We start from the raw sequence: 25,177 nt of genomic DNA, 5'->3' as shown, positions 1-25,177 counted from the left end.
ACCTCTCTAAGCCTGCATTAACATATAATTATTATACATCAAAACAAACCATAATACCTATTATACTTGATTTATATTTTTTCTCAGTTAAACTATTATATCATGATTAATATTTTCTTTTTTTAAAATATTATATAATTAACTTAGTAATATAATTAAGTTAACCTTGAAAGGATTTTTATATGTTTTCTATAATTGTTGCCAAAAGTATTAATAATATCATTGGGGTTAATAATTCCATGCCCTGGAATATTCCTTCTGATTTAAAAAGATTCAAGGAACTTACTATGGGCAAAAAAATATTAATGGGAAGAAAAACTTTTGAATCTCTTCCTTGTGTATTGCCTGGAAGAACCCATTTAGTATTAACTACAAATAAAGATTTTTCTTATGACCATAAAGATGTAATTATTTATAATGATTTAGAAAAATTAATTAAAGAGTATGAAAATAGTAAAGAAGAAGTTTTTATAATAGGTGGCGGTAAAATATATTCTGAGCTTTTAAAATATTCCTCAAAATTATATATAACTGAAGTCTTAAAAGAATTTAAAGGGGATACTTATTTTCCAGAAATAAATTATTCTAATTGTATAAAGACTTATGAAAGCCCTATTTATGAAGAGAATAACATTGAGTTTAAATTCTTAAATTACAAAAAAAATAAATATATTTAGTCATCATTTATTTAGAGGTGATCATAAATGCTTATTCCTTATGACTTAATAAAAAAATTCAATTCAAGTTGTGATAAAAACATAAATAAATTAGATAAGAAAAAAATTTTTTTACTAAAAGCTATTTTTGTTATTTTATTAATTTTATTTTTAATATTAATTATTAAAAATCAGAATGAAATATTAGCTTAAAGTACATTATTCTAATATTAAACAATAATAATCTACATTACTTTAGGAGGAATCATGATAAGAGAGATCCAAGAAAAGGATAATAAACAAGTAGAAGAACTTATACGAACATGTCTAATTGAATTTGGAGCTAATAAACCTGGGTGTGCTTGGTCTGATCCTAATTTAGGTTGTTTTTTTCAAGTTTATCAAGAAGATAAATCTAAATATTGGGTTGTAGAAGAAAATAATAAAATAATTGCTGGTTGCGGTATTGGTCCTTTACATGGAGTTGACAATGTATGTGAACTACAAAAAATGTATTGTCTAAAAGAATCTAGAGGCAATGGAATTGCAAATGAACTATTAAAGTTAGCTTTAGAATTTGCAAAAAAACACTATAAAGAATGCTATCTTGAAACTTTTAGTAATATGACTGCAGCAAATAAATTTTATAAAAAACATGGTTTTGTACAACTTGATAAACCATTAATAGAAACAGAACACTATGCTTGTGATGTATGGTATAAATGTAAATTATAAAATAAAAAACTAGGTAAATTTATATTACCTAGTTTTTTATATACTTTATATTTAATTACTTAACAAGCTTCTTCTAAAGCTACAATTTCTCTTTTCTTAAATATTAAACCTGCTACTAATCCTCCAACTATAGCTGGAACAACCCAGTTAAATCCTAAGTTTGCAAGAGGCAATTTATGAACAAATGCAATTTTCATTCCTAAACTATCAATTACAGTAAATAAACTTATTAAAAGAGTTACATAAGTTGCACCCTTTATGACCGCATTATTTGAAATGAAATTTCCAAATATACTCATTATCACTAATAATATAGAAACTGGATAAATTAAACTTAATATAGGTACTGCTATTTGTATTATTTTATCTACTCCTAAATTAGAAGCTAATGCACTAAATATACATATTGCTATTACTATATGCTTATATTTTAACTTTTTATTAGTAACATCTTCAAAGTACTTAGCAGTAACAGAAGTTAATCCTACAGCGGTTGTAAGACATGCAAGTCCTATCACTATTGCTAACATGATAGTACCTGTAGAACCTAATACTCTGTTAGTTATATTCATAAGTAAAGTTGTTTGAGAAATACCACTATCATATAAAGCTGAAGCTGTAGCTCCTAAATATGTCAATCCACCATAAACCATAGCAAGTCCAATACATGCAATTAAAGCAGATTTTATTGTAAGTCTTCTCTTTTCACCTTTATCCTTATATCCTTTACTAGCAAACGAAGCCATAACAAGAGCTACAATTCCACCAGTTCCTAAGGCATCCATTGTTTGATATCCTTGAGTGATTCCATTCATAAATGACTTCCCTGAATTAACTTTTTCTAATTCTCCAATAGGATTAGTAATTCCTTTTATTATTAATACTGCTAATGCTAATAATAATAAAGGTGTTAGAACTTTTCCTATTATGTCCATAACCTTATTAGGTTTTATTGTTAATATAATTACTATTAAAAAGAATACTATAGAGAATAAATACGGATTAATGTTACTAAGTAAAGGTGATATACTCATTTCAAATGTTGTTGCAGCAGTTCTTGGAACTACCAGTATAGGACCTAAACAAAGCATCATTAAAACTTCTAAGGTAATTCCAAACTTTTTACCAGCCTTTCCTGCTACCCCTTGGAATGATCCTGTTTTAGAAATAGCAACAATTGATAAAAATATTATTCCTACATCGGATATTATGAATCCTAAAAAACTAACTAACCATTCACTTCCTGAAGTTAATCCTATGTATGGAGGGAATATTAAATTTCCTGCTCCAAAGAATATAGAGAATAAAGCGAATCCTATTATTAATATATCTTTCTTTTTATTCATGTCTTTTGTACAACCCCAATCTAATTAATTTATATTTTTCATATAAAAAAGCCACATAGTGTAAAACTATGTGGCCTTAGTTGCCTAGGATTAAAAAAAGCCACATAGTGTTTATCTATGTGACTCTACATGCATTGTAAACTTAGCCATCATAGATACAAACTTTTAGTTTGCATCTATGATTCCGTATGTATCATAAACACAAACTTAACTATAATAGCTAAAGTAAAAGGTATTTAATTGTAAAGCCTTAGTTAAGTTTAAATTATTCATCTTACCATACTCTCCAAAAATTTTAATTTGTTATGTTAATAGTATTTTAATTGCTTAAATGCAAAAAGTCAATAAAAAATAATGAGATAATATCAAAATAATTCAACAAATTCTATAAATAATATAAAAACATATTTATAAATTTAGTTGTTAGAGTTTGATACAACCTAATTATCTAAGTTTAATATATAAACTTTTAGCATCCAGCATAATATAATAAAACCTTATCTATTATATGAGATATTTCTTTATTAGATTGAATAAATTTATTTGCATTATTTTTTATATCTTCTTTGTTTTCAGAATTTTTTAATACCTCTAAAGATGATTTAGCATCATTTAAACTATTTAATATATCATCATTATAGGAAACAAATTCCTCTGGAACATTTAAACTTGTGAAATCATCAACTAAAGACTGAAAAAAGTTGTTTGATTTATTTAACTCTTCAATCATAATATCATTTAATTCTCCTGTTTCAGATATAGTTCTCATATTATTTATTGAGCCATCTACACTTATATTAACAATAGTTGATGAAAGCTTGTCTATATATTCTTCTTTACTTTTCTGTTTTTCTTCTTCGCTTCTTTTTTCTACGGGACTATTTGTTACATTCTTTTCAACGCCTACACTTCCACATCCAAGGATGAATAATGATAAAGTCGCTGATAATATTCCTACCAAAATTTTTTTTCCCATAAACTCCTCCGTAAAATTACATTTTTATCGTAAGTTGACGTATATAATTATACCAATAAGTCTAAAGTTTATTTATTAACTATTTGTAAATATATAGAAAACATAATTTTACAAATAAAAAAAACTTTTAACTAAATAAGTTAAAAGTTTAAAAACATAATAAAACCGTGCACCTCACTTCGACAATAGCTTATGAACGTTACCTATGCAGTTAGCTCAAGCCAGACTGATCCACGGCACATGAAAATGACTGCTTATCGCTGCTTCCTTCCGGACCTGACGAGGTTCACAGGTTTTCATTGCGTGGGGCCCAACTCTCAACACCACTTACATAGGGCAGACTCCACAAGCTAGAGCCTCTATGAGGACTTCGATCCTGCTGTAGCGGATTGCAGGTTACAGGGCACCGCTAACTCCCCATCTAGCACGGCATGGCGGAGAGAGAGGGATTTGAACCCTCGGTAGAGTTTCCCCTACACACGCGTTCCAGGCGTGCTCCTTCGACCACTCGGACATCTCTCCATAATAAATATTAATTTATGATACTTTTTCATTCTAACATATAAATCTAACCAATTCAATACTGAAAATTTAATTATAATTATTCCATTTTTATAACAAATTTTCCTTCAAATAAAAATTTTTAATAAAAAACCAATATGTATAAGTAAGAGCTCATACATATTAGTCTATATTAAAATCTAATTTATAACTATTCTTATTCTTTTTTCCTTGCTTTTATGATAATAAATATTATAGCTCCTACTCCAACTATAATCCCTAATAAGCTTATTAGCTGAGCAACTCTAATATTCATAAAATATAAGCTATCTGTTCTTAATCCTTCAATGAAAAATCTTCCTAATGAATATAAGGCTATATAAGATGAAATAACTACACCTTTATATTTATTTGTAATATTGTATAAGATTATCATTAAGATAATAGCAACAAATATATCCCATATGCTCTCATATAAAAACGTAGGATGATAATAAGTTCCGTTTATGTGCATTCCTTTTTGAATAAACTCTGGAAACTTACTTATAAATTCACTACTAACAGGCCCCCCATGAGCTTCCTGATTAAAAAAGTTTCCCCATCTTCCTATTCCTTGAGCTAATATAAAAGCTGGTGCTACAATATCTGCATAAGCTAAAAAATCTATTTTTTTAACTTTACAATAAATAAATGCAGTTAAGAAAGCTCCTATTATTCCCCCATGAATAGCTAGTCCACCTTGTCTTATATTTATCATTTCCCAAAAGCTATGATAATTTTCAAGCTCAAAAAGCACATAATATGCTCTAGCTCCTATAATAGCAAAAGGAAAACACCATAAAAACAAATCAAGTATAACATCAAAGTTTAAATTCTTTTTCTTAGCATTAATGCTTATTAATGCCATTGCTATTAGAATTCCTAAGGCAATTATTATCCCATACCATCTAACCTCAAAACTCCCAATTGAAAATGCCACTGGATTCATCTAATCCCTCCAATTCCTTTTTAGTTTTTATAATAATATTACAGAAAAATTGTTAAGTAAATATGTATCTCAAAACCTTTAAAAATAAAAAATCTAAAAAGTAATTAAAATATTAGTTACTTTTTAGATCTTATATAAAATAAACCTACTAAAATATTTTCTTTATAATCTTTTTTTATGTGAACCTTTATTTAAAACTTCTTATTGCAAAGTATCAGTATAGAATGCATTTATTAGTGGTATTTTTATCTCTTCTCCAGCATTATTCCTAATTGTTTTAGATTCAACTATTCCTTTAATTTTTATTTCACTTCCATTATTTAAATCAGGCAAATCTCCTTTACATAATACCCCTAAATAAGTTGAATCAACTATACAACAGGTCATTTCTATTTGTGTTATTGCAAATTCACCCTTTTCATATAAATCACTGACATATAAAAGTCCTTCTATAGAAATTTCTTTTCCTATGTAGTCATCTAAGTGAATTATTAGTTCCTCTACAGAGTTATGAAAATTTTCTTCTGTAAAAACTAAAGCCTCTTCAATATTTACAGCATCATGAGAGTGACTATGATTATGACTTAAATCCTTATGTCTATCATGATATAATTTAACTCCTTTTAAACTTAAAGAAACTTGATTAATATTTAGTCCATTAGCTATATTTAAAATTACTAAAGCAAAAATAAATATAATATATCCTGTTTTAAGAAATTTTCTAGTAGATACCTTGAAAATATTAAAAAACTGAATAATTAAAAGTAAAAATAATATTATTGTAGATAAAATCATATATGCTTTCATATCTCTTGATATAATCAAAAAAATTTTTTCATTTAACAACATTTTTATAATTATAAATTCAAAACAAACTAATATAAGAAACCATATGAATTCACTAAAATTAAATTTTCTCATATAATTTCCTCCTTAAAACACCAAAGCTGAAGCTATAAAACAAAGTGAAAAGACTACAAATAAAAGCTTAATTACAAAGGATTTTTTAAATACTGAAAATAACATTATTGTGTTTTTTAAATCTATCATTGGTCCTATAATTAAAAATCCAGTTATTGATCCTAAAGAAAATCTATTCATAAAAGTACTAGCAACAAAAGCATCAGCTTCTGAACATAAGGAAATTAAGAATGAAAATACCATTAGTATTATTATTGATAATACTGTACTATTTTCAAAGTAAAAAATACTCTCCCTTGGCACAAAAGTCTGAAATAATGATGCCAAGGTAGCACCAATTATAAAATACTTACCTATTTCATAAAATTCAATGGAGGTATGCTTTAAAAGCCTTATTGGCTTACTAGAATCATCATCTATTTCTGAACAGCCACAAAGACATCTGCCCTCTAAATCTAAGACCTTATCTTCTCTTAAAATATTATTTCCTTCACTTAAACAAAGCATAATTAGCCCAGCTATAACTGCTACTCCAAACCCAATCCCTACTCTCAACAATACTACTTTTATGTTTCCATCAAAGGCATAATATGTTGATAAAATAACTAATGGATTAACTATAGGTGCAGCTAACATATAAGTTATTGCTACATTTATAGGAACATTCTTACCTAATAACCCCTTTGTTATAGGTACAGTTGCACACTCACAAACAGGTAAAAAAACACCTATTATACCAGCTTGAATTGAACCTAATAATTTATTTTTAGATATTATTTTATTAAATATATTATTTGAAATATAAACTTGCATAAAGGAAGATAGCACTGCCCCTATAAGTATAAAAGGCAGCGCTTCTATTACTATACTAGAAAAAATTATAGAAAATTTATTTAAAAGCTCCATACTTATCCCATCATCCTATTTATAAGTCTATCTTTATTAAAATTCATATTTCTCTCTTCCTTGCCTATGCAATTAATTATATGTGCATTAGGGTTAAATCTTCCTATCATTTCTTTATATTCTTTTAAAGAAGCTGGACTTATTTCATTACATTTATTTAAAACAATAAGATTGCTTAATGATATGTTCGGTATTATCATTGATGGTATGTTCTTTAAAAACATATTAAAGGTTGTCATATCTATTAAATTAACTATAAGCCCAATTTTTAAATATTCTTTAAGCTTTCCATCCTTAATTTTCTCTATAAATACTTTTGTTTCTGCAGCACCATTACATTCAATTAAAATTCTCCTAGGCGCATAAAATTTTATACTTCTTATTAAATCTTCTTCATTCATTTCATCCATGCTAGAAAAATATTTTACATTAACATTTCTATTAAATTTATTTGTAAATAAGGATTCTTTTCCTGATTCACATTGTATTATCAATATTTCTTCTTTAGAAAAGTCATTTAAAATATGATTTATAAAAGATGTTTTTCCAGATGATAAAAAACCTGTAATCAAATCAATAGAACACTTTTTCACCTAACCCCTCCCCCTTATTATTATGAAAATAATTTATCTATACTATCTTTATTTAAATTTCTTCCTATGACACAAACTCTTCCTGTATAATCACTTTTATAATCAACTATGGAAATATCATTTGGAACAAAATCAAATTTAAACCATTTATCATTCTTTGATTTAATTATTCCCTTTGCCCTTAGAACTTCACCATGTTTATTATTTTGAAATTCATTCAGGATTTTTAATAACTCAGAATACTCAAAAGTTTTCGGTGTTTCTACTCCCCAATTTTCAAAGAACTCTGGTGCAGATACTCTTCTTAATCCAATAATCCTAGGCTTTTTAATAGTTGTACTACTTATTAATTCCTCAACTTTTCTCTCAGATACCTGAATTATTCTCTCTGCACTTAACTTGTCCAATTCAGTTGTTATAATATTAGCTTTACTATTTATACTTTTTATTTTATTACACACCTCTGTAATTTCGTCGTTAGAAAGTTTTTCTACTCTGGTTAGTATTATTGTGTTCGCATTAACTAACTGACTCCTATAAAAATCACCAAAGTTTCTCATATACATATCAACATTTTGAGCATCAACCATAGTAATTTTCATATTTATTCTTAACCCGTCTATTCCAGCTTCATTTATAGACTCAAGCACCTGAGAAAAATTAGCTACTCCTGAAGGTTCCACTATAATTCTGTCAGGTCTATAATTCGAGATTATATCTAATATATTCTGCTTAAAATCACCTTTTATTGTGCAGCATATGCAACCTGAATTAATTTCTTTCACCTCAATCTTTCTATCTTGAAGTAATGCTCCATCAATTCCAACTTCTCCATATTCATTTTCCACAATAGCTACCTTCTCATTATCTACTAAAGTATCTAAAAGCTTTTTTATTAAAGTAGTTTTACCAGCTCCTAAGAATCCAGAAATTATATCTACTTTCATTTGAATCCTCCCAATATAGCAACAATATTCTTATTGATTATATTCTTAAAATAAAAGGATTATTACTTTAAGTACTAATCCTATAAAAGCTATTTAAATATATGTTTTAAACTATTACGATTTTCAGATAAAGTAAAAAAAGCCTAAACAAGATTTTTATCTTGCTTAAGCTTCTTTAATACTACCAAAACCTATTATTTTATATTATATGTTGTATTTCCAATCCATTCATTTATATCCTTATCCACTACAACATTTCCATTTGATATTATCTTTATATTTGCAGGTTTATAGTCATCTGCAAATTCTGTAAATTTACTTTTTCTAATCCACATATTTTGTATATCATCAATTTTTAAATTTTCATCTTTTAACTTAAATGTATAAGTATCTTGACTTCCACTCATAAAGTCATCTCCAGGGTTGTCCATTTTCCACTCTTGAGTTTGTCCATCCTTTGTTTTTATTCCAAAATACATATAGTCATTTGTTCCAGAATAATCTTCATTACAAGTTGTTATGTAAGCCACTAATTCATTTACATTTTTGTTGTTTGATGAAGTATTTTCATTTGATACATCATGTAAAAATCTATATATGTACCCTGCTGTTCCTTTTTGAGAGTTTGCTAAAGCTACTTTTGCTGCATAATCCCAATCTTCCCAACTACAATTCATATTAGCACGACTATAATATAAATCCTTTGCTGTTTTAGCATAACCTCTAACAAATTCTTTTGACCATGAATTGAAATCTTCATTAGTCAATATATTAGCATAAAAAGCTTCATCAGTTTTACTTCCTGTTGTATTTATTTTATAATGATCTTTTTTCTCTTCTGCGAAAGTCTCAAATTTAACGTGTCCTGGACTATCAACTGCAGTTACATTAGCAGCATGATATGGAGTATCTGCATCTCCAAAGTAATGCATTGCTTCCCCAAGATAAAAAGTACCTTGTTTATAATTTCCTTTTTCCCACTCATATCTAGCTAAGGCTGAAAATTTCCTTATTTGAGATTCTGCTGTATCTGGTATTGAATAAGATAAATACCAATTATTGTCCTTTGAAAAATTATTTTCTGTATCAGGATCCCAAAAATGATCTTGATATAAATCATAAGCATTTTTATCATAATCAGGATAAGTAGATCCTAATTGAAAATCATGCATGTTCTGTTTCAAAATTTGTAAATTATCTCTTATACTTGCTGATTCACTATTTGATAAATCGTTTTCTAAAATTTCAACACCCTGAGTTGCAATCATAGCATGAGTCCCAGTTCCATCAGCCTTTCCATCCCAAGCATAAACTTTAGTTGTACGCACAGACCATAATCCAGCTGCTAAAGTTGCACAAATAAGTACTTTAAAAATTTTTCTTTTCATTTTTATCCCCCGTTATTCTTTTAAGCTTAAATATCCCCTTTGTTTAATAACCATTAATACTTGTATTTACATTATACCATAAAATTACCAGCAACTCACTAAAAAATTGAATATTTTTTAAATGAATTTTAAATACAATTCAAATTGTGATAATAATTAATTCATTTCTTTTATGAAAATCATTATTTTTAGTTATATATACTATAAAAACTTATATTTAATAGTGTTATAATGAGGTAAATATTGTTTTTAATTTAATATAAGAATTTTACACATAATAATAGGGATGGAATAAAATTTGAAATAAATTATAAAACAAAGGATTTGAAAAATATGAATGATAAAAATTTAGAATTAAAGGCAGGATTTAATTTAGAAAATAGTTATTCAACTCTTCCAAGTATATTTTTTAGTGAACAAAATCCTAAGGGTTCAAAAAATCCAAAACTTATTAAATTTAATTCCTCTCTTGCAAAGGAACTTGGACTTAATGAAGAAGTTTTAAATAGTGATTTTGGGCTTAATATATTTGCAGGAAATAAAACTTTTGAAGAAATTAAGCCAATTGCTCAAGCCTATGCTGGCCATCAATTTGGTCATTTTACAATGTTAGGTGATGGTAGAGCGGTTCTATTAGGTGAACATATATCTAAAGATGGAAAAAGATTTGATATTCAGCTTAAAGGTTCAGGAAGAACTATATATTCAAGAGGTGGAGATGGAAAAGCAGCTCTTGCTCCTATGCTTAGAGAATATATCATAAGTGAAGGAATGTATGGCCTTGGAATTCCTACTACTAGAAGTCTCGCTGTTGTTGATACTGGCGAGGAAATAATAAGACAAAAATTTGAAACTGGTGCTATATTAACTAGAATAGCATCTAGTCATATTAGAGTAGGTACCTTTGCTTATGCGGCACAGTGGGGAACTCCAGAAGATATTAAAGCTCTTACCGACTACACTATTAGAAGACATTTTCCTAACATAGAGAATAGTGAAAATAAATATATATTATTCCTTGAAGAAGTAATAAATCTTCAAGCAAGGCTTATATCACAATGGCAAAGCGTTGGATTTATTCATGGAGTAATGAATACTGATAACGTAGCTATTTCTGGTGAAACTATAGACTATGGTCCATGTGCATTTATGGATACCTATAATACTAATACAGTATTTAGTTCTATTGATGTTGCTGGAAGATATGCCTATGGAAATCAACCTAGTATAGCTATGTGGAATTTAGCTAGATTTGCAGAAACCTTGCTTCCTCTTTTCAGTGATAATTTAGAAGATGCAATTGAAATTGCAGGAAAATCAGTATCAAACTTTTCCAAAATATATAAAGAGTATTGGTTTGATAAGATGAGAGCTAAACTTGGTTTATTTAATAAGAAGCCTGAAGATGAAGCCTTAATTGAAGACCTTTTAAGTACAATGCAAAAATATGCTGCTGATTATACTAATACTTTTGTTGCTTTAACTCTTAACAAAATTGAAAATGAACCAATTTTTAATACTGATGAATTTAAGACTTGGTATACTCTTTGGAAGAATAGATTGAAAGAAGAAAATAAATCAAATGAGGATGTTAAAAACTTAATGATGAAAAATAATCCTTACGTAATTCCTAGAAATCATAGAGTAGAAGAAGCTTTAAAAAGTGCTGAAAAAGGAGATTATACTGTTATGAATAATCTTTTAGAAGTATTAAAGAACCCTTATGATTATTCTCAAGCTTTTGAGTGTTATACTGAGTTACCTGAAAAAAATAATATTCCTTATGTAACATACTGCGGAACTTAAAATTTTTTGCTATAAATAAAAAGGCTATATCAAAATTAATAAAAAACTTATAAATTTATTTCAAGAATTGCTAAATTACAGTAAGAATTTATAAAGTTTTATTATTTAAAGTTTTGATATAGCCCAATTTTTTTATTTATTAAAATATATTTATTACCTCTATATCTTGATTTCCTGCACTTTCAAGCATTTCATTGTACATAGCAAGAATCTCTTCTCCATAAGTTTCACTTGGAGCCCAACTTTTACTTAAATCAACTACTGATTCAGCCTTTCCAAGTATTGAAGGAAAATGTCTAGGGTCATTAGTCTCAACTTTCGGATATCCTTCAGCACCTGCATATAAAGCTAAATGATCTAAATGAGCTTTTACTCCTTCATTCCAACTTTTAAACCTCATGTGAGCATTAGGATCTTTATCACTCCCACCTTTGTTAGTTTTTAACCCACAAGGATTATGATACGAAGCATCTAAAACTCCACCAAAATTACCATACGCAGTTTCTTTTGCGGCTTGTACATAAGCTAAAGCTGGATTTACATCACCATGTTCACCTGAATATTTCCAATATAAATCAGCTAATTCAATAAACTCACTAGTAGCTCCTTTTCCCTCTGCCCATCTTTTAGCATCATTAGCTGTTATAAAAGCATTTGAAACTATAGGAACATCCTCTTCTGTTTCTATCTCTATATTTATATTTTGAGCTTCAGTTATATGAATCACATCTATATTTATAAGTGTCAACATTATAAGTATTGATACTAATAATGTATCTATACTAAATTGATCTTCATTCACAAGAAGTCCTCCTAATACTATTACATAATATTCTCTCTAAAATAATATGCCCTCATCTCTTCATTTATGTAAAAAAAGTGAACTCAAAATTTGAGTCCACTTTAAATAATTAATTTTTATTTATAAATTCCCAGAAAACTAAAATTAAACATCCAACTAAATAACATAAAATATCTTTTATATCAAAGGACGTTCCTATAAGTATTGTGAAGAACTTACTATTTTGAAGATTTAATAATTCAACAATTTTAAAGTATTGTAAAACTTCAACTAAAACACCAAATAAGAAGATATAAAGAGGTAAAAATTTTATTTTCCTTCCTACTACTCCTCTTATGAATGTATATATTACTATTACAACTAAAACATCACCAATATATGGTCTAATAAAATTATCTTTAACAAAAAGCGCAATAAAAACTTCAACTATTAGCAATACAAAAAATGTAAATAAATATTTTTTATTTATTTTCATAAAAACACTTCTTTCACACTATCTTATGTAATTAGTTCTAAAAACCTTTTAATTTTATCTATTAATATTTTCTAAGTTTTAAAACTGTTTATTAATTATATAATATAAACAAAATCAGTAAGTAAAGCTTTACTTACTGATTTAAAAAACATTATTATGAAACCTTTAATGATCTTACTTTACATTCTTTTTGTAAGTAGTTATCCTTAATGTAGTCGAAAACTTCCTTGTAGTCTTCTTCACCATATTTTTTAACTAACATAACATTTAAACTTGTACCAAACCATACTCTACAGAAAGAAGGATCTATCATTAATTTTGCCCCTTCTTTACCACTTATTTTTACATTCTTATCTTCTAATAATTTGTTAAAGTGGTTTATAAGTCCCATCATTATTCTGTCACCCATTTTAGGATCTTCATCAGCTATCGTAACAAAATAATATGACCAAGCATATAAAAGATTCTCTTCAATAGCTATTCCAGCAACTTTTTCCCCTATAGTTTCATTAAAACATCTATGCATATAGTAAGATAATTTCTTTACATTTTCATCAAATTTCTTTTCATAGAAATTTATTTCATATCCTACCATCATGTCTAATTTGTTCATAATGCACCCCCCACCAATATTTGTATTTTCAGTATAACATAAAATGGGTAAGTAAATCATTACTTACCCACGTCTATCTTTGAAAAATTTTGTTAATATTTTACTACAATTCTCGTCATTTTCCCACTTAACCTCAAGAAAATGATTAAGATTAGGATTTTGAAGAATATTTACTATGGAACCAGCTGCTCCAGTTGTTTCATCAAAGGTTCCTATATGAATTTTAGAGATTCTACTTTGGAGAATTGCACCAGCACACATGGGACAAGGCTCTAAAGTCACATACATCTCACATCCTTGAAGTCTCCAGTTATTAATTTTATTACAAGCTTCTCTTATAGCAAGAATTTCTGCATGAGCTGTTGGATCATTTAAACTTTCTTTTAAATTATGGGCTTTTGCAATGACTTTCCCATCTTTGACGATTACAGCACCTACAGGAACTTCTCCTTTTTTTCTAGCTTCTTCTGCCTCTTCCAAAGCTAAACTAAGCACTATTAACTCTCCTCTTGTTCTCTTTTATATGTGTAAACTCTAACTTTTTTTACTCTGTTTCTATCTAATTCTTCAACAATAATTCTAAGATTATTTGTTTTTATTTCTTCTCCAACCTCAGGCATTCTTCCTAAATGCCCTATGACATAACCTCCAATAGAGTCAAACTCTTCAGACTCTATATCAAAGCCTATCATATCACTTAAATCTGAAAGTCTTGTGCTTCCATCTACTACAAATTCATTTGCTTTGATAACTTCTATATCCTTATCTCTCTCATCGTATTCATCTTCAATATCTCCTACGATTTCTTCTATTAAGTCCTCAATAGTAACTATACCAACTGTTCCACCATATTCATCTAATACTACTGATATATGGTTTCTAGTTGTTTTCATTTCTGAGAATAACTCTGTTATCTTCTTAAATTCAAATGTTCTAAACGGCTCTCTCATGTACTTAGTTACATCAAAGTTTTCCTCATAACTATCTAAAAGAATTAAATCTTTAATATATAATATACCAACTATATCATCTATTGATTCATTATAAACTGGTATTCTTGAAAACTGTTCTTCCTTTATAACTTTTATTACCTCTTCATAAGTAGCTGTTACATTAACTGCAACAACATTTACTCTTTGAACCATTATATCTTTTACCTGAAGGTCTCCGAATTCAAAAACATTAAATATCATTTCTTTTTCTTCAACTTCAAGAACACCTTCTTCTTCACTTACATCGACCATTGTTTTTAATTCTTCTTCAGTTATAAATGGCTGACTCTTATTTAAATCACCACCTAACACTTTTACTATTAATGATGATATTAAAGAGAATAACCAAACAAATGGTTTAAAAACTATAACAACTATATTTATTACAGGTGCCACAAATAAAGAAACTTTTTCTGCATTTTGTTTAGCTAATGACTTAGGTGTTATTTCTCCAAAAATTAAAATAAGAATAGTCATAACACCAGTTGCTAAAGCAACTCCACCATCACCAAAAATTCTATAAGCAAGTGTTGATGCTAATGATGATGCCCCTATATTAACTATATTATTTCCTATCAATATTCCACCTAATAATTTATTAGGATCTTCTAATAGCTTTTCTAATAATTTAGCTCCCTTTACTCCCTCATCAACCATATGTCTTATCCTAATTTTACTTAAAGACATTAATGCAGTTTCTGATGCTGAGAAAAATCCAGATAGTATTATTAATACTATCAAGAGCAAAATTTGAGACGTATATTGGTCCAACTAAACCACTCCCATTATTTTATATATTTTCTTCATTTTTATTTTTCTTATATAATATTATATTATACAAAATTTTCTTATTAAATATATTTTTATAAATATTCAAAAAAAACTCCATATATATATGGAGTTCTTTCTTCACAGTTAAAACCGTGGTATCCCCAGTAGGAATCGAACCTACATTTATCCCTTAGGAGGGGATTGTTCTATCCATTGAACTATGGAGACTTATTAGAATTTTATAATAATTTTAACTCTTTAACAAATATATGTCAACACAACTTATTTTATTACAATACCATTTAAAGTGTTTTCTGTAAGTTCCTCTATAACATTATTAACATCTATTATTTTATCTATACTTAATTCATATAACGATGCAGATATAAGGCTTCCAAATAAGCTATGAGCTAATAGAGAAACATCACACTCTCTTATTTGCTTTTTCACCATTGCTTCTCTTAGTATTCTTTCTACCCCTTCTATATATTCTTTAATCTTACTTCTTAACCCATCTTGTCTTGTTTCCTTACCCCATAATTGACTTATTACAAGTTTAAAAAATGCTCTATTATCATATAGTAATTTAAATTGCATTCTAAAAAGAGCTTTTAATTTATCTATAGGTTCATCATTGGAAATTTCTATTTCAGCTAATTTAGCATTCCAAATCTCTAAACCATTTTCTACTACAAAATTAAAAATTTCCTCTTTACTTTTAAAATTGTAATAAAGAGTTCCTTTAGCAACATTTGCCTTAGCTGCAATCTCATCAACTCTTGATCCATTATAACCTGAAGTAGCAAAAACCTGTATAGCTGCTTCAAAAATAGCATTCTTAGTTCTACTCATACTACTCACTCCAACATTTATTTATAAAACAATTTAATGATATACCACTTATTTTATTTAATCAATAATATATAATTTTGTAATTTATTTGTTTACAATTTGATTTTATATATATAATAATATAAGATATGTATTTAACATAATTTTTTTAGGAGAGATATAATTTATGATAAAGGTTTATAATAGGAAAACTAAAACTTATGACATCGAGCAAGTAGCTGGTCTTAAATATATAAATTGGTCTTATTCATCTCCTGTAGGAAAAAGCTTCGTTGAATTATTTGTAAAAAAGAAGATATTCTCTAAGGTTTACGGAAATTATTGTGATTCTTCTTTAAGTAAGAAAAAAATTCAACCATTTATTGATGAGTTCAATATTGATATGTCTCTTTGTAATAAAAACATAAATGAATTTGAAAATTTCAATGATTTCTTTGCAAGAACATTAACAAATGAAGCTAGACCTATTGATTTTAGCGAGGATATTTTAATTTCTCCTGGAGATGGTAGATTATCTGCATTTGAAAACATAGATCTTGATAATGTTGTACAAATTAAAGGATTTACATATTCTTTAAGGGAATTAATAGATGATCCTAAGGTTGCAGAAGAATTTAAAGGTGGAACTTGCCTTATACTAAGATTATGTCCTACAGACTACCACAGATTTCATTTTGTAGATAACGGAACTTGTGGTGAAACAAAGAAAATTTCAGGTTTTTATTACTCAGTTAACCCAATAGCTCTTAATAATATCTCTGAACTTTTCTGTAAGAATAAAAGAGAATGGTCTCTTTTTAACTCTGATAATTTTGGTGAAATTCTTCATGTAGAAGTTGGTGCTACTTGTGTTGGTACAATTCTTCAAACATATACTCCTGGTAAAAGAGTTACTAAAGGAGAAGAAAAAGGATACTTTAAATTTGGTGGTTCAACTACTATACTATTCTTTAAAAAAGGTATGGTAAAAGTAGATTCAGATATAGTTGAACAAACAAAATTAGGGTTTGAAACTAAAGTTAATATGGGTGAAACTATTGGACACAAATAGTTAAACAGGAGCTTAATTATTGAAAAATAATTAAGCTCCTGTTTTTTATAAAATAAGATTATAGGAGAATTTATATTTATTTTCTCCTTATTTTTTTTATTTATCCTAGAAATAAATTTTATTTTATATAAAATAAAGTTTTAAAATAAAATTTATTTTATTATTTTTTCTAACTCTTCCTTAAATGCTTTTTTGTCTCCATCAAAAATTACTAAATTTATATTCATCTCCTTAGCTCTCTTTGAAGTAGATGATTTAATAGGAGGTTTAGTAGCTACTAATATTTTTATTACATTTTCTCCTCCTAATTGTTCTGAATAAACATTTAATTCATTTAAAGCAACTTCATCATATTTTTTTGAGTCTTTACAAGAAACACATATAAGAACTGAATCTTTTATAGCAACAACATCTAGCTCATTTTTAACTCTAACTTCTTTATCATTCCAGAGAAATAAAACTCCACTTTTTATATCATCAACACTTTTTATTTCTTCAATAATATTTTTTGTTAAAACTTCAAGCCAAGTTCCACTTTTAAAAATAAATCCTTTTATAAATTCATTTTGAAATATTACTTTTAAACATTGATCTGTATTTTTTATTCTTATTTGATTATTTTTTTCTAAGAACTCAAGTATCTTGTCTAAAAGTATTACCTCTTCTCTATTCAACAACTCTTTATCTATCTTTATGCATCTTGGATTTGAAACATCATGAATAAACACACTGTTGTCGCTAAGCCTTGTCTTGTAATTTTCCCATAATAATAAATTATCTGCTATGTAATTAGTCATACTCTCTATGATATTAATCTCAGAAATTTCTGTTGAGTCTATAACAATAGATGCTCCAATACTATTTATAATATCCTCAACATCTAAATCTACAAAACTACACTTTTCACATTGTATATTTTCTAAATTAAATTTTAAAAGTTCTTCCTTTGGTATATCTATAAAAAAACCATCTATATTATGCTTTAGAGCTAAAGTATACATTATTAAGATGTCCTTTTTATTTCCCTGATTTACACATATTGCTACTTTTCTATCCTTAATTTTTTTTATGGCTCCTTCAATAGAAATTAATTTATTCCCACCTAATTTTTCATCGTTAAAAACACAATTAGGAAATTTATTTAAATAAAATTGTCTTAAAGGATTTAAAATTTTTAATTCATCATCACTTTCATATAAATAAAGTATTTCTTTAGGATTTAATTTTTCAGTTAATAAAATACTGGATTCATTATGTTCATCTAAAATCGTAATTATAAAATCATAATTCATACTATTTCACCTTTAGCATATTATTTTATCTTTCTTTAAACTTAGATAATTTGACTAAAATTCTTAATGAATTAAGCGCTTCATTTTATAATTATTTTCACCTAAGAAAACTTTTTTATTCTAAATTCCAATTATATCTAAAATATAAAGAGGATATTTATAAAGTTTTTAGAATATATTAATGGGTATAAAAAAAAAGCTTGTAACCTTAAGTTACAAGCTTTTGGTGCGGCGAAGAGGATTCGAACCCCCGACCAATCGGTTCGTAGCCGACTACTCTATCCAGCTGAGCTACCACCGCATATTAACAGACTTATAATATCATATATTAATTAATAAATCAAGATATTACATATTATTCCCAAAGCTTAATTTATTATTAAATATATTATTAATGTCTAATACAATATTCTATTAACTAGATATTTTTTATATTAAATATTATACTTAGTTAGTAATATTATATTAAAAAAGGAGGAAAAAGTGCATTGAAAAATTTTGTTATATTCGCTGACTCAGCAGCAGACCTTCCAAAGAGCATGGTTAAAGATTTAGATATTAATTATTTAGGACTTATATGTAATATTAATAATAAAGAATATGTTGATAATTTTGACGGAAAATTAACTCATAAAGATTTTTATAATAAAATAAGAGAAGGTGCTATGCCATCAACAAGTCAAGTAAATTCATTTAGATTTGTTGAAGCTTTTGAAGAGTATGTAAAACAAGGAATCTCAGTGCTATATTTAGCATTTTCATCAGCTTTAAGTGGAACACACAATAGTTCACTTATGGCTCGCGAAGAACTTTTGGAAAAATATCCTGATGCAGATATAAGAATAATTGACACTAAAGCAGCTTGCTTAGGTGAAGGATTAATTGTTTATTATGCTGGTTTAATGAAAAAAGATGGAAAATCTATAGATGAAATTTCTTCTTGGGTTGAAGAAAATAAAAACAAAGTATGCCACTATTTCACAGTAGATAGTTTAGATCATTTAAAAAGAGGTGGTAGAATTTCTTCTACAGCCGCAACTATTGGTAGCTTACTAAACATAAAGCCAATGTTATATGTAAATGATGCAGGTGAACTTCATAATTTCGCAAAAGCTAAAGGAAGAAAAAAATCTATAAAAGCTCTTTTCCAAGGACTTGAAAAACACATTGTAAATCCAGAAGAGCAAACAATATTTATAGCTCATAGTGATTGTATTGAAGATGCAGAAATTTTAGCTAATATGATTAGAGAAAAATATAATGTTAAAAACATAATTATAGATTATATAGGAATAGTTATAGGTTCCCATACCGGAGTAGGAACTTTAGCATTATTCTTCTTAGGCGATACAAAAGAACCTTAAAAAATAGAACCTATAAATATATTAAGAGAAGAATTCAAAATATATTTATAGGTTCATTCTTTAATCTAAAAATCTACTTTTCAGCATAAAGTTTTATTATGTTTAGTATTACTTCAACAGCTTTTTCCATTGAATTTATTGAGATATATTCATATCTTCCATGGAAGTTTTCACCACCAGTAAATATGTTTGGTGTTGGTAATCCCATAAATGATAATCTAGCACCATCAGTACCACCTCTTATAGGGTTCTTGATTGGTTCAATTCCACATTCCTTCATAGCTTTTTCAGCGGTTTCAACAATGTGCATTCTAGGTTCTATCATTTCTTTCATATTCATATATTGGTCTTTTAAAGTTACAGTAACTGTACCTTCACCATATTTTTTATTTAATTCATCAGCGATTTCATTAAATTTAGCTTTTCTATTTTTGAATCCTTCTTTGTCAAAGTCTCTTATTATGAATGATAATGTAGTTTTTTCTACTTCTCCTTTTATATCTAATAAGAATGAGAATCCTTCATATCCTTCAGTTTTTTCTGGAACTTCATCTAAAGGAAGCATAGAAATAAACTCATGAGCAACTAAAATAGAGTTAATCATCTTTCCTTTAGCACTTCCTGGGTGAACATTTTTACCTATTGTTTCAACCTTAGCGCCTGCAGCATTAAAGTTTTCATACTCTAATTCACCTATTCTACCACCATCCATTGTGTAAGCAAAATCTGCTCCAAATCCTTTAACATCAAAGTGATCTGCACCTTCTCCAATTTCCTCGTCTGGAGTGAATGCTATTTTAATATCACCATGTTTAATCTCTGGATTATTTACTAAGTATTCAATAGCAGTTATTATTTCAGCTACACCAGCTTTATCATCAGCTCCTAAAAGGGTTGTTCCATCTGTAGTTATTAAAGTCTGTCCTTTATACATAGGAAGTTCTGGTGAAAACTTTGGTGATAATACATAACCATTTCCTAATTCTATATCTTTACCATCATAGTTTTCAACAATTTTAGGATTTACATTTTTTCCACTCATATCTGGTGCAGTATCCATGTGTGAAATAAATCCTATTTTAGGAATATCTTTGTCACAATTGCTGTTTAAAGAAGCATATACATATCCCTCTTCGCTTATTCTTACTTCATCTACTCCAATTGCCTTTAATTCCTCTGCAAGCATTTTTCCTAGTTCTAGCTGGCCTTTTGTACTAGGAGTCACTCCTGTTGTTTCATCTGATTTAGTATCTACTTTTACATATTCTAAAAATCTTTCATGAACTTTTTTCATACTCAACACCACCTTATTACAAAATAAATTGTTAACGTTTTATTTAAGCGATTACTTTATATTAATATTATGACTGTTTAATACTAAAAATACAATAGTCCTTATTTAAAGGACAAAAATGTAATATAATGATTAAGGTTAATATTTTTTTGATATTATGATAATTATTGTCTATTATTTAAATTATTGTCTATTATTTAAATATAAATATTAAATTTTTTAGGAGTACATAAATGAAAAAACAAAAACTTTTAATCACAATCTGCTCAACATTATTAATATCATTAGTATTAGTTGCAGCTTATTTTACAATATCATTTAAAAATAATTTAAATGAATTCAATGAAGCTTTAGAATCAAATAATTATGAAGCAGCTTCAAATTATTTTAACAAGGGAACAAAAAATATTTTATTAAAAAAATCATTTCTTAATTCATCAGATGACATAATAATAAAAAAGTTCTCAGATATAAAAGCTGATTTTTCTTCTGGAGATATATCAGAAGAAGTAGCAGTAGAACAATTAAATCACTTACTTTCTTTCAATGTATTAAATGAAGAAATATCAAACTTTAAATATACAGTTCCCATAATTAAAAATTCAAAGGAATATTTTGATATTGGAGTTTCTAAGTTAAATGAATATAACTATTTAGAAGCTTTAAACTATTTTAAAAGTGTACATAATCTTTCTGATTTTAAATCAAAAGCTTCAGACTATGAAGAAGTATGTTTAAATGAAATAAGAGAACCTATCTTAGAAACTGTAGATGAATATATTTCAAATGAAAAATATTCAAAAGGAATAGAATATTTAGATTCTCAGCTTGAAACTTTACCAGAAGATTCAACATTACAAGCCAAAAAAGATGAATTAGAAAAACTTAGATTAGAGCATCTTGAAAATTATAGTCAAAAAAATATAGATAAGGCTACAGAAAGAACTGCTCCCGTTATGGAATATTATAAAAAATTAAATTCAGATACAATAAATCAATTTGATATTAGTAGTAAAACTGATCATTTAGTTTTCGTTAATATTGCTGAACAAAAGACTTATGTATATGAAGGCTCAGAAAATAATTGGTCTTTAGAAAAATCTTTCCTTTGTTCAACAGGTATTGAAGGAAAAGAAACGCCAGTTGGAGTATTCACTGTTCAATCTAGAGCACCATGGTTTTTCTCACCTAAATACGGTCAGGGTGGAAAATACTATGTTCAATTCATGGGAAATTATTTATTTCATTCAATTCCTTTTGATGCAGACCAAACAACAGTATCTGATTCAACCTTAGGTGTTCCTTCCTCTCATGGATGCATAAGATTAGCTGTTGAAGATTCTAAATGGCTTTATGATAATGTTAAAAACGGCTCAAAAATAATAATATATTAAATAAAAAACAGCTCTAAAAGAGCTGTTTTTTTAATTATTTTTTTTACTTATTCCATGGTTATATATTCTTCTGCTATCTAAAGACCAAATTCTTTCTGAGAATTCATTTACTTTAGTTTCACTAATTGCCTTCTTCATATCATACATTCTAGCATCCATTACATCTAAATAGTGTAACATTTCTGCCTCTGGTATAAGAGGCTTAATAGGACTTCCGTATTCAGGTTCATAATGATGAGATAGAACCATATGTTGAAGTAACATTATAATCTTGCTATCTGCATTCACTTCTTTTCCTATTACCTCAATTTCTTTTATTCCTTGAGTAATATGCCCAAGTAAAGTTCCCTCTAAAGTATATTCATCAACTATTCCCATTTCATTAGAAGACATTTCCTTTATTTTAGCCATGTCATGAAGTATTACCCCTGCATAAACTAAATCTTTATTTAAGAAATCATATATACCACAAATATTCTCTGCTAACTTTAACATAGTTGTTATGTGATATAATAAGCCTCCCTTTATTGAATGATGATTAGATTTCGCTGCTGGATAATATTTAAGCTTATCCTCATTAATTTCTAAAATTCTATTAAGAATATTCTTTACATCTATATCATTCATATTATCAACAACACATTTTATAGTGTTAATCATTTCATCGCTAGTATATGGTGCACATTGAACATAATCATCTAAATTTATGTTATCTTCCTCATTAGTTTCTCTAACATGTTCTACTTTAAACTGAAGCGTTCCTTGCCAACTATTTATAGTTCCTCGCATCTTAACAACAGTATTGCATTTTAACTCTTCATGCTCAGGTTTAATCTCCCATACTTTGCCTAATATATCCCCAGTTTTATCACTTAGAACTAAATCTAAATACTTTTTACCACCTGAATTAGTAGTCTTTAAAGTAATTGATTTTAAAAGAAAAAAACCTTCGACTCTTTCTCCTTTAACGAATTCACCTATTTTTTTTACCGGTATTTCCATAAGTCTATCCTTTCTTTCATTTTAATAATCTCTATTTTAATTATTACATATTATTAAATTTTGTAAACAAATAAACTTCTTATTTATAGCTAAAATTTATATTAATTGATAAAATAACTTATATGGAGGTGGCTAGTTAATGAATTTACCCAATAATGTTCAATATATCTTAGATAAGTTTAACACCAATAATTTTGAAGCCTTTATCGTTGGTGGTTGCGTAAGAGACTCATTATTGAATAAACATCCACAAGATTATGATATTACAACTAATGCATTGCCTGAAAAAATAGAAGAACTTTTTGATAAGACAATTCCTACTGGTATAAAGCATGGAACTGTAACAGTTTTAATAGATAAAACTCCTTATGAGATAACTACATATAGAGTCGATGGTGAATATCTAGACAATAGAAAACCTAAGGATGTAAAGTTCGTTTCTAATATAGAAGAAGATTTATCTAGAAGAGATTTTACTATAAACGCAATGGCATATAGTCCCTATTTAGGATTCAAAGATTATTTTGATGGAAAAGGCGATTTAAAAAAGAGATTAATAAAGTGTGTAGGAGATCCTGACAAACGTTTCTCTGAAGATGCTTTAAGAATGCTTAGAGCTATTAGATTTAGCTGTCAATTAAACTTTAAAATAGAAAAAGAAACTGCTGAATCAATAAAAAGAAATTTTAAATTAATAAAAAATATAAGTATGGAAAGAATTCAAAGTGAATTCACTAAAATCATCCTAAGTAATAATCCCGACAGAGGACTTATGCTTCTTAGAAAACTTGGTTTTGCTGATTTATTAATTAAAGAATTTAATGATTTAAAACTAATAAATTGTTATGATGCATATGATGATATTCATGATACTTATGGATTATTAAATTCACTTCCTAAAAAACTTCATGTAAGATTAGCAGGTTTATTTCATAAAGTTTATAATTCTGAAAATGCAGTTGATAAATGCAAAATAATTTTAAAGAAGCTTAAATATGATAATAACACCATAAATAGTACATGTAATTTAGTAGAAAATATAAATAAGATTTCATCCAATATGACAAGAAAAAAACTTAAGCTACTTATAAACTCAGTAGGAGCTGAAAATATTTTTGATCTACTAGAGTTAATAAAAGCTTATTTAACTTATATGGATGAGTATGATACTGAGTATATAGATATTTTAAAAGATAGAATTTCTGATATACTGGCTTCAAAGGAACCTATATTTATCAAGGATTTAGCCATAACAGGTAATGATTTAATTACTGAACTTAACTATACACCTGGAAAGAATATAGGCATTACATTAAATTTTCTTCTTGAAAATGTACTAGAAACCCCAGAATTAAATACAAAAGAAAATTTACTAAACCTTAGTAAACAATATTCTTCTTATAGATAATGAAAATGGATTGTATCAAAACTTAAAATAATAAAACTTATAAATAACATGAATAGTATATTAGAATAAGTTTTATTTTTAGCTACTTTTGATACAATCTCTTC

Annotated in this window: 24 protein-coding genes, 3 tRNA genes and 1 other RNA gene; 7 read left to right on the top strand and 21 right to left on the bottom strand. The window is 27.3% G+C overall.

Annotated elements, in window-relative coordinates; translation table 11 throughout:
- Positions 1 to 182: 182 nt before the first annotated feature.
- Together OIF33_RS16790 and OIF33_RS16785 are read left to right on the top strand one after the other, a co-directional pair.
- Positions 183 to 677: a dihydrofolate reductase gene (locus tag OIF33_RS16790; protein WP_322505384.1), complete on the top strand. Its 495-nt coding sequence runs from the start codon at positions 183 to 185 to the stop codon at positions 675 to 677.
- A gap of 243 nt (positions 678 to 920) precedes the next feature.
- On the top strand, positions 921 to 1,391 hold the full coding sequence (locus OIF33_RS16785) for a GNAT family N-acetyltransferase (RefSeq protein ID WP_322505401.1): 471 nt from the start codon (positions 921 to 923) through the stop codon (positions 1,389 to 1,391).
- A 59-nt stretch (positions 1,392 to 1,450) separates the two neighbouring features.
- Here the strand turns inward: OIF33_RS16785 and brnQ are convergent, their stop codons facing one another.
- The 10 genes from brnQ to OIF33_RS16735 form a co-directional block, all read right to left on the bottom strand.
- Positions 1,451 to 2,737, bottom strand: a complete 1,287-nt coding sequence (gene brnQ / locus OIF33_RS16780; RefSeq protein WP_322505383.1) for a branched-chain amino acid transport system II carrier protein — start codon at positions 2,735 to 2,737, stop codon at positions 1,451 to 1,453.
- A gap of 469 nt (positions 2,738 to 3,206) precedes the next feature.
- Positions 3,207 to 3,713 carry a hypothetical protein gene (locus OIF33_RS16775; RefSeq protein ID WP_322505382.1) on the bottom strand — a complete coding sequence of 169 codons (507 nt, stop codon included), beginning with the start codon at positions 3,711 to 3,713 and terminating at the stop codon, positions 3,207 to 3,209.
- A gap of 165 nt (positions 3,714 to 3,878) precedes the next feature.
- Positions 3,879 to 4,143: signal recognition particle sRNA large type (ffs, locus tag OIF33_RS16770), an RNA gene on the bottom strand.
- Between the two features lie 2 nt (positions 4,144 to 4,145).
- Positions 4,146 to 4,235: transfer RNA gene (locus OIF33_RS16765), tRNA-Ser, on the bottom strand.
- Between the two features lie 196 nt (positions 4,236 to 4,431).
- Positions 4,432 to 5,202 carry a prolipoprotein diacylglyceryl transferase gene (gene lgt, locus OIF33_RS16760; RefSeq protein WP_322505381.1) on the bottom strand — a complete coding sequence of 257 codons (771 nt, stop codon included), beginning with the start codon at positions 5,200 to 5,202 and terminating at the stop codon, positions 4,432 to 4,434.
- A 201-nt stretch (positions 5,203 to 5,403) separates the two neighbouring features.
- On the bottom strand, positions 5,404 to 6,123 hold the full coding sequence (locus OIF33_RS16755) for a hypothetical protein (RefSeq protein WP_322505380.1): 720 nt from the start codon (positions 6,121 to 6,123) through the stop codon (positions 5,404 to 5,406).
- 12 nt (positions 6,124 to 6,135) lie between these two features.
- Positions 6,136 to 7,029, bottom strand: coding sequence for a permease (locus OIF33_RS16750; protein WP_322505379.1), 894 nt, complete (start codon positions 7,027 to 7,029; stop codon positions 6,136 to 6,138).
- A 2-nt stretch (positions 7,030 to 7,031) separates the two neighbouring features.
- Positions 7,032 to 7,622, bottom strand: coding sequence for a GTP-binding protein (locus OIF33_RS16745; RefSeq protein WP_322505378.1), 591 nt, complete (start codon positions 7,620 to 7,622; stop codon positions 7,032 to 7,034).
- Positions 7,623 to 7,642: 20 nt separating this feature from the next.
- A complete protein-coding gene (locus tag OIF33_RS16740) occupies positions 7,643 to 8,569 on the bottom strand; it encodes a GTP-binding protein (protein WP_322505377.1) in 927 nt (308 codons plus the stop codon).
- Between the two features lie 194 nt (positions 8,570 to 8,763).
- Positions 8,764 to 9,957 (bottom strand): phospholipase C, encoded by a 1,194-nt coding sequence (locus tag OIF33_RS16735; protein WP_322505376.1) that lies wholly within the window; start codon positions 9,955 to 9,957, stop codon positions 8,764 to 8,766.
- 333 nt (positions 9,958 to 10,290) lie between these two features.
- Between OIF33_RS16735 and OIF33_RS16730 the strand changes: the two genes are divergently transcribed.
- Complete coding sequence (locus OIF33_RS16730) at positions 10,291 to 11,763, top strand: protein adenylyltransferase SelO (protein WP_322505375.1); 1,473 nt, start codon at positions 10,291 to 10,293, stop codon at positions 11,761 to 11,763.
- Between the two features lie 139 nt (positions 11,764 to 11,902).
- On the opposite strand, the gene OIF33_RS16725 is transcribed toward OIF33_RS16730, so the two are convergent.
- The 7 genes from OIF33_RS16725 to OIF33_RS16695 all read right to left on the bottom strand — a co-directional run bounded on the left by OIF33_RS16725 (position 11,903) and on the right by OIF33_RS16695 (position 16,268).
- The gene (locus OIF33_RS16725) at positions 11,903 to 12,565 is read right to left on the bottom strand and encodes a glucosaminidase domain-containing protein (RefSeq protein WP_322505374.1); all 663 of its coding nucleotides are present in this window, start codon (positions 12,563 to 12,565) and stop codon (positions 11,903 to 11,905) included.
- A 109-nt stretch (positions 12,566 to 12,674) separates the two neighbouring features.
- Complete coding sequence (locus tag OIF33_RS16720; protein WP_322505373.1) at positions 12,675 to 13,040, bottom strand: DUF2809 domain-containing protein; 366 nt, start codon at positions 13,038 to 13,040, stop codon at positions 12,675 to 12,677.
- Positions 13,041 to 13,194: 154 nt separating this feature from the next.
- Positions 13,195 to 13,653 (bottom strand): hypothetical protein, encoded by a 459-nt coding sequence (locus OIF33_RS16715; protein WP_322505372.1) that lies wholly within the window; start codon positions 13,651 to 13,653, stop codon positions 13,195 to 13,197.
- A 63-nt stretch (positions 13,654 to 13,716) separates the two neighbouring features.
- Entirely contained in the window at positions 13,717 to 14,148 is a 432-nt protein-coding gene (tadA, locus tag OIF33_RS16710; protein WP_322505371.1) for a tRNA adenosine(34) deaminase TadA, read from the bottom strand.
- Between the two features lie 2 nt (positions 14,149 to 14,150).
- Positions 14,151 to 15,416 (bottom strand): hemolysin family protein, encoded by a 1,266-nt coding sequence (locus OIF33_RS16705; RefSeq protein WP_322505370.1) that lies wholly within the window; start codon positions 15,414 to 15,416, stop codon positions 14,151 to 14,153.
- Positions 15,417 to 15,569: 153 nt separating this feature from the next.
- A tRNA-Arg gene (locus OIF33_RS16700) sits at positions 15,570 to 15,644 on the bottom strand.
- A gap of 54 nt (positions 15,645 to 15,698) precedes the next feature.
- Entirely contained in the window at positions 15,699 to 16,268 is a 570-nt protein-coding gene (locus OIF33_RS16695; RefSeq protein WP_322505369.1) for a TetR/AcrR family transcriptional regulator, read from the bottom strand.
- A 166-nt stretch (positions 16,269 to 16,434) separates the two neighbouring features.
- Between OIF33_RS16695 and OIF33_RS16690 the strand changes: the two genes are divergently transcribed.
- Positions 16,435 to 17,319 carry a phosphatidylserine decarboxylase gene (locus OIF33_RS16690; RefSeq protein ID WP_322505368.1) on the top strand — a complete coding sequence of 295 codons (885 nt, stop codon included), beginning with the start codon at positions 16,435 to 16,437 and terminating at the stop codon, positions 17,317 to 17,319.
- Between the two features lie 152 nt (positions 17,320 to 17,471).
- On the opposite strand, the gene OIF33_RS16685 is transcribed toward OIF33_RS16690, so the two are convergent.
- Together OIF33_RS16685 and OIF33_RS16680 are read right to left on the bottom strand one after the other, a co-directional pair.
- Positions 17,472 to 18,611 carry a Card1-like endonuclease domain-containing protein gene (locus OIF33_RS16685; RefSeq protein ID WP_322505367.1) on the bottom strand — a complete coding sequence of 380 codons (1,140 nt, stop codon included), beginning with the start codon at positions 18,609 to 18,611 and terminating at the stop codon, positions 17,472 to 17,474.
- A 224-nt stretch (positions 18,612 to 18,835) separates the two neighbouring features.
- A tRNA-Arg gene (locus OIF33_RS16680) sits at positions 18,836 to 18,912 on the bottom strand.
- Between the two features lie 187 nt (positions 18,913 to 19,099).
- Here OIF33_RS16680 and OIF33_RS16675 point away from each other — a divergent pair.
- Complete coding sequence (locus tag OIF33_RS16675) at positions 19,100 to 19,975, top strand: DegV family protein (protein ID WP_322505366.1); 876 nt, start codon at positions 19,100 to 19,102, stop codon at positions 19,973 to 19,975.
- Between the two features lie 73 nt (positions 19,976 to 20,048).
- On the opposite strand, the gene pepT is transcribed toward OIF33_RS16675, so the two are convergent.
- Entirely contained in the window at positions 20,049 to 21,269 is a 1,221-nt protein-coding gene (gene pepT, locus OIF33_RS16670) for a peptidase T (RefSeq protein WP_322505365.1), read from the bottom strand.
- A gap of 233 nt (positions 21,270 to 21,502) precedes the next feature.
- On the opposite strand from pepT, the gene OIF33_RS16665 reads away from it, so the two are divergent.
- Complete coding sequence (locus OIF33_RS16665) at positions 21,503 to 22,663, top strand: L,D-transpeptidase family protein (protein ID WP_322505364.1); 1,161 nt, start codon at positions 21,503 to 21,505, stop codon at positions 22,661 to 22,663.
- Positions 22,664 to 22,693: 30 nt separating this feature from the next.
- On the opposite strand, the gene OIF33_RS16660 is transcribed toward OIF33_RS16665, so the two are convergent.
- On the bottom strand, positions 22,694 to 23,665 hold the full coding sequence (locus OIF33_RS16660) for a 3'-5' exoribonuclease YhaM family protein (protein WP_322505363.1): 972 nt from the start codon (positions 23,663 to 23,665) through the stop codon (positions 22,694 to 22,696).
- Between the two features lie 139 nt (positions 23,666 to 23,804).
- Here OIF33_RS16660 and OIF33_RS16655 point away from each other — a divergent pair, with 139 nt between their 5' ends.
- Positions 23,805 to 25,073: a CCA tRNA nucleotidyltransferase gene (locus tag OIF33_RS16655; RefSeq protein ID WP_322505362.1), complete on the top strand. Its 1,269-nt coding sequence runs from the start codon at positions 23,805 to 23,807 to the stop codon at positions 25,071 to 25,073.
- Positions 25,074 to 25,177: the final 104 nt, after the last annotated feature.

The sequence above is a fragment of the Clostridium sp. LIBA-8841 genome (assembly GCF_034439435.1).
GTDB lineage: Bacteria > Bacillota > Clostridia > Clostridiales > Clostridiaceae > Sarcina.
Note: the sequence above shows the minus strand (reverse complement) of the source record. Positions and strands in the feature narration are given on the sequence as shown.

Coding starts and splice junctions, on each gene's coding strand:
- OIF33_RS16790 (WP_322505384.1), top strand. CDS start 183: ATGTTTTCTATAATTGTTGCCAAAAGTATTAATAATATCATTGGGGTT.
- brnQ (WP_322505383.1), bottom strand. CDS start 2,737: ATGAATAAAAAGAAAGATATATTAATAATAGGATTCGCTTTATTCTCT.
- OIF33_RS16775 (WP_322505382.1), bottom strand. CDS start 3,713: ATGGGAAAAAAAATTTTGGTAGGAATATTATCAGCGACTTTATCATTA.
- lgt (WP_322505381.1), bottom strand. CDS start 5,202: ATGAATCCAGTGGCATTTTCAATTGGGAGTTTTGAGGTTAGATGGTAT.
- OIF33_RS16755 (WP_322505380.1), bottom strand. CDS start 6,123: ATGAGAAAATTTAATTTTAGTGAATTCATATGGTTTCTTATATTAGTT.
- OIF33_RS16750 (WP_322505379.1), bottom strand. CDS start 7,029: ATGGAGCTTTTAAATAAATTTTCTATAATTTTTTCTAGTATAGTAATA.
- OIF33_RS16740 (WP_322505377.1), bottom strand. CDS start 8,569: ATGAAAGTAGATATAATTTCTGGATTCTTAGGAGCTGGTAAAACTACT.
- OIF33_RS16735 (WP_322505376.1), bottom strand. CDS start 9,957: ATGAAAAGAAAAATTTTTAAAGTACTTATTTGTGCAACTTTAGCAGCT.
- OIF33_RS16730 (WP_322505375.1), top strand. CDS start 10,291: ATGAATGATAAAAATTTAGAATTAAAGGCAGGATTTAATTTAGAAAAT.
- OIF33_RS16720 (WP_322505373.1), bottom strand. CDS start 13,040: ATGAAAATAAATAAAAAATATTTATTTACATTTTTTGTATTGCTAATA.
- OIF33_RS16715 (WP_322505372.1), bottom strand. CDS start 13,653: ATGAACAAATTAGACATGATGGTAGGATATGAAATAAATTTCTATGAA.
- OIF33_RS16695 (WP_322505369.1), bottom strand. CDS start 16,268: ATGAGTAGAACTAAGAATGCTATTTTTGAAGCAGCTATACAGGTTTTT.
- OIF33_RS16690 (WP_322505368.1), top strand. CDS start 16,435: ATGATAAAGGTTTATAATAGGAAAACTAAAACTTATGACATCGAGCAA.
- OIF33_RS16685 (WP_322505367.1), bottom strand. CDS start 18,611: ATGAATTATGATTTTATAATTACGATTTTAGATGAACATAATGAATCC.
- pepT (WP_322505365.1), bottom strand. CDS start 21,269: ATGAAAAAAGTTCATGAAAGATTTTTAGAATATGTAAAAGTAGATACT.
- OIF33_RS16665 (WP_322505364.1), top strand. CDS start 21,503: ATGAAAAAACAAAAACTTTTAATCACAATCTGCTCAACATTATTAATA.
- OIF33_RS16660 (WP_322505363.1), bottom strand. CDS start 23,665: ATGGAAATACCGGTAAAAAAAATAGGTGAATTCGTTAAAGGAGAAAGA.
- OIF33_RS16655 (WP_322505362.1), top strand. CDS start 23,805: ATGAATTTACCCAATAATGTTCAATATATCTTAGATAAGTTTAACACC.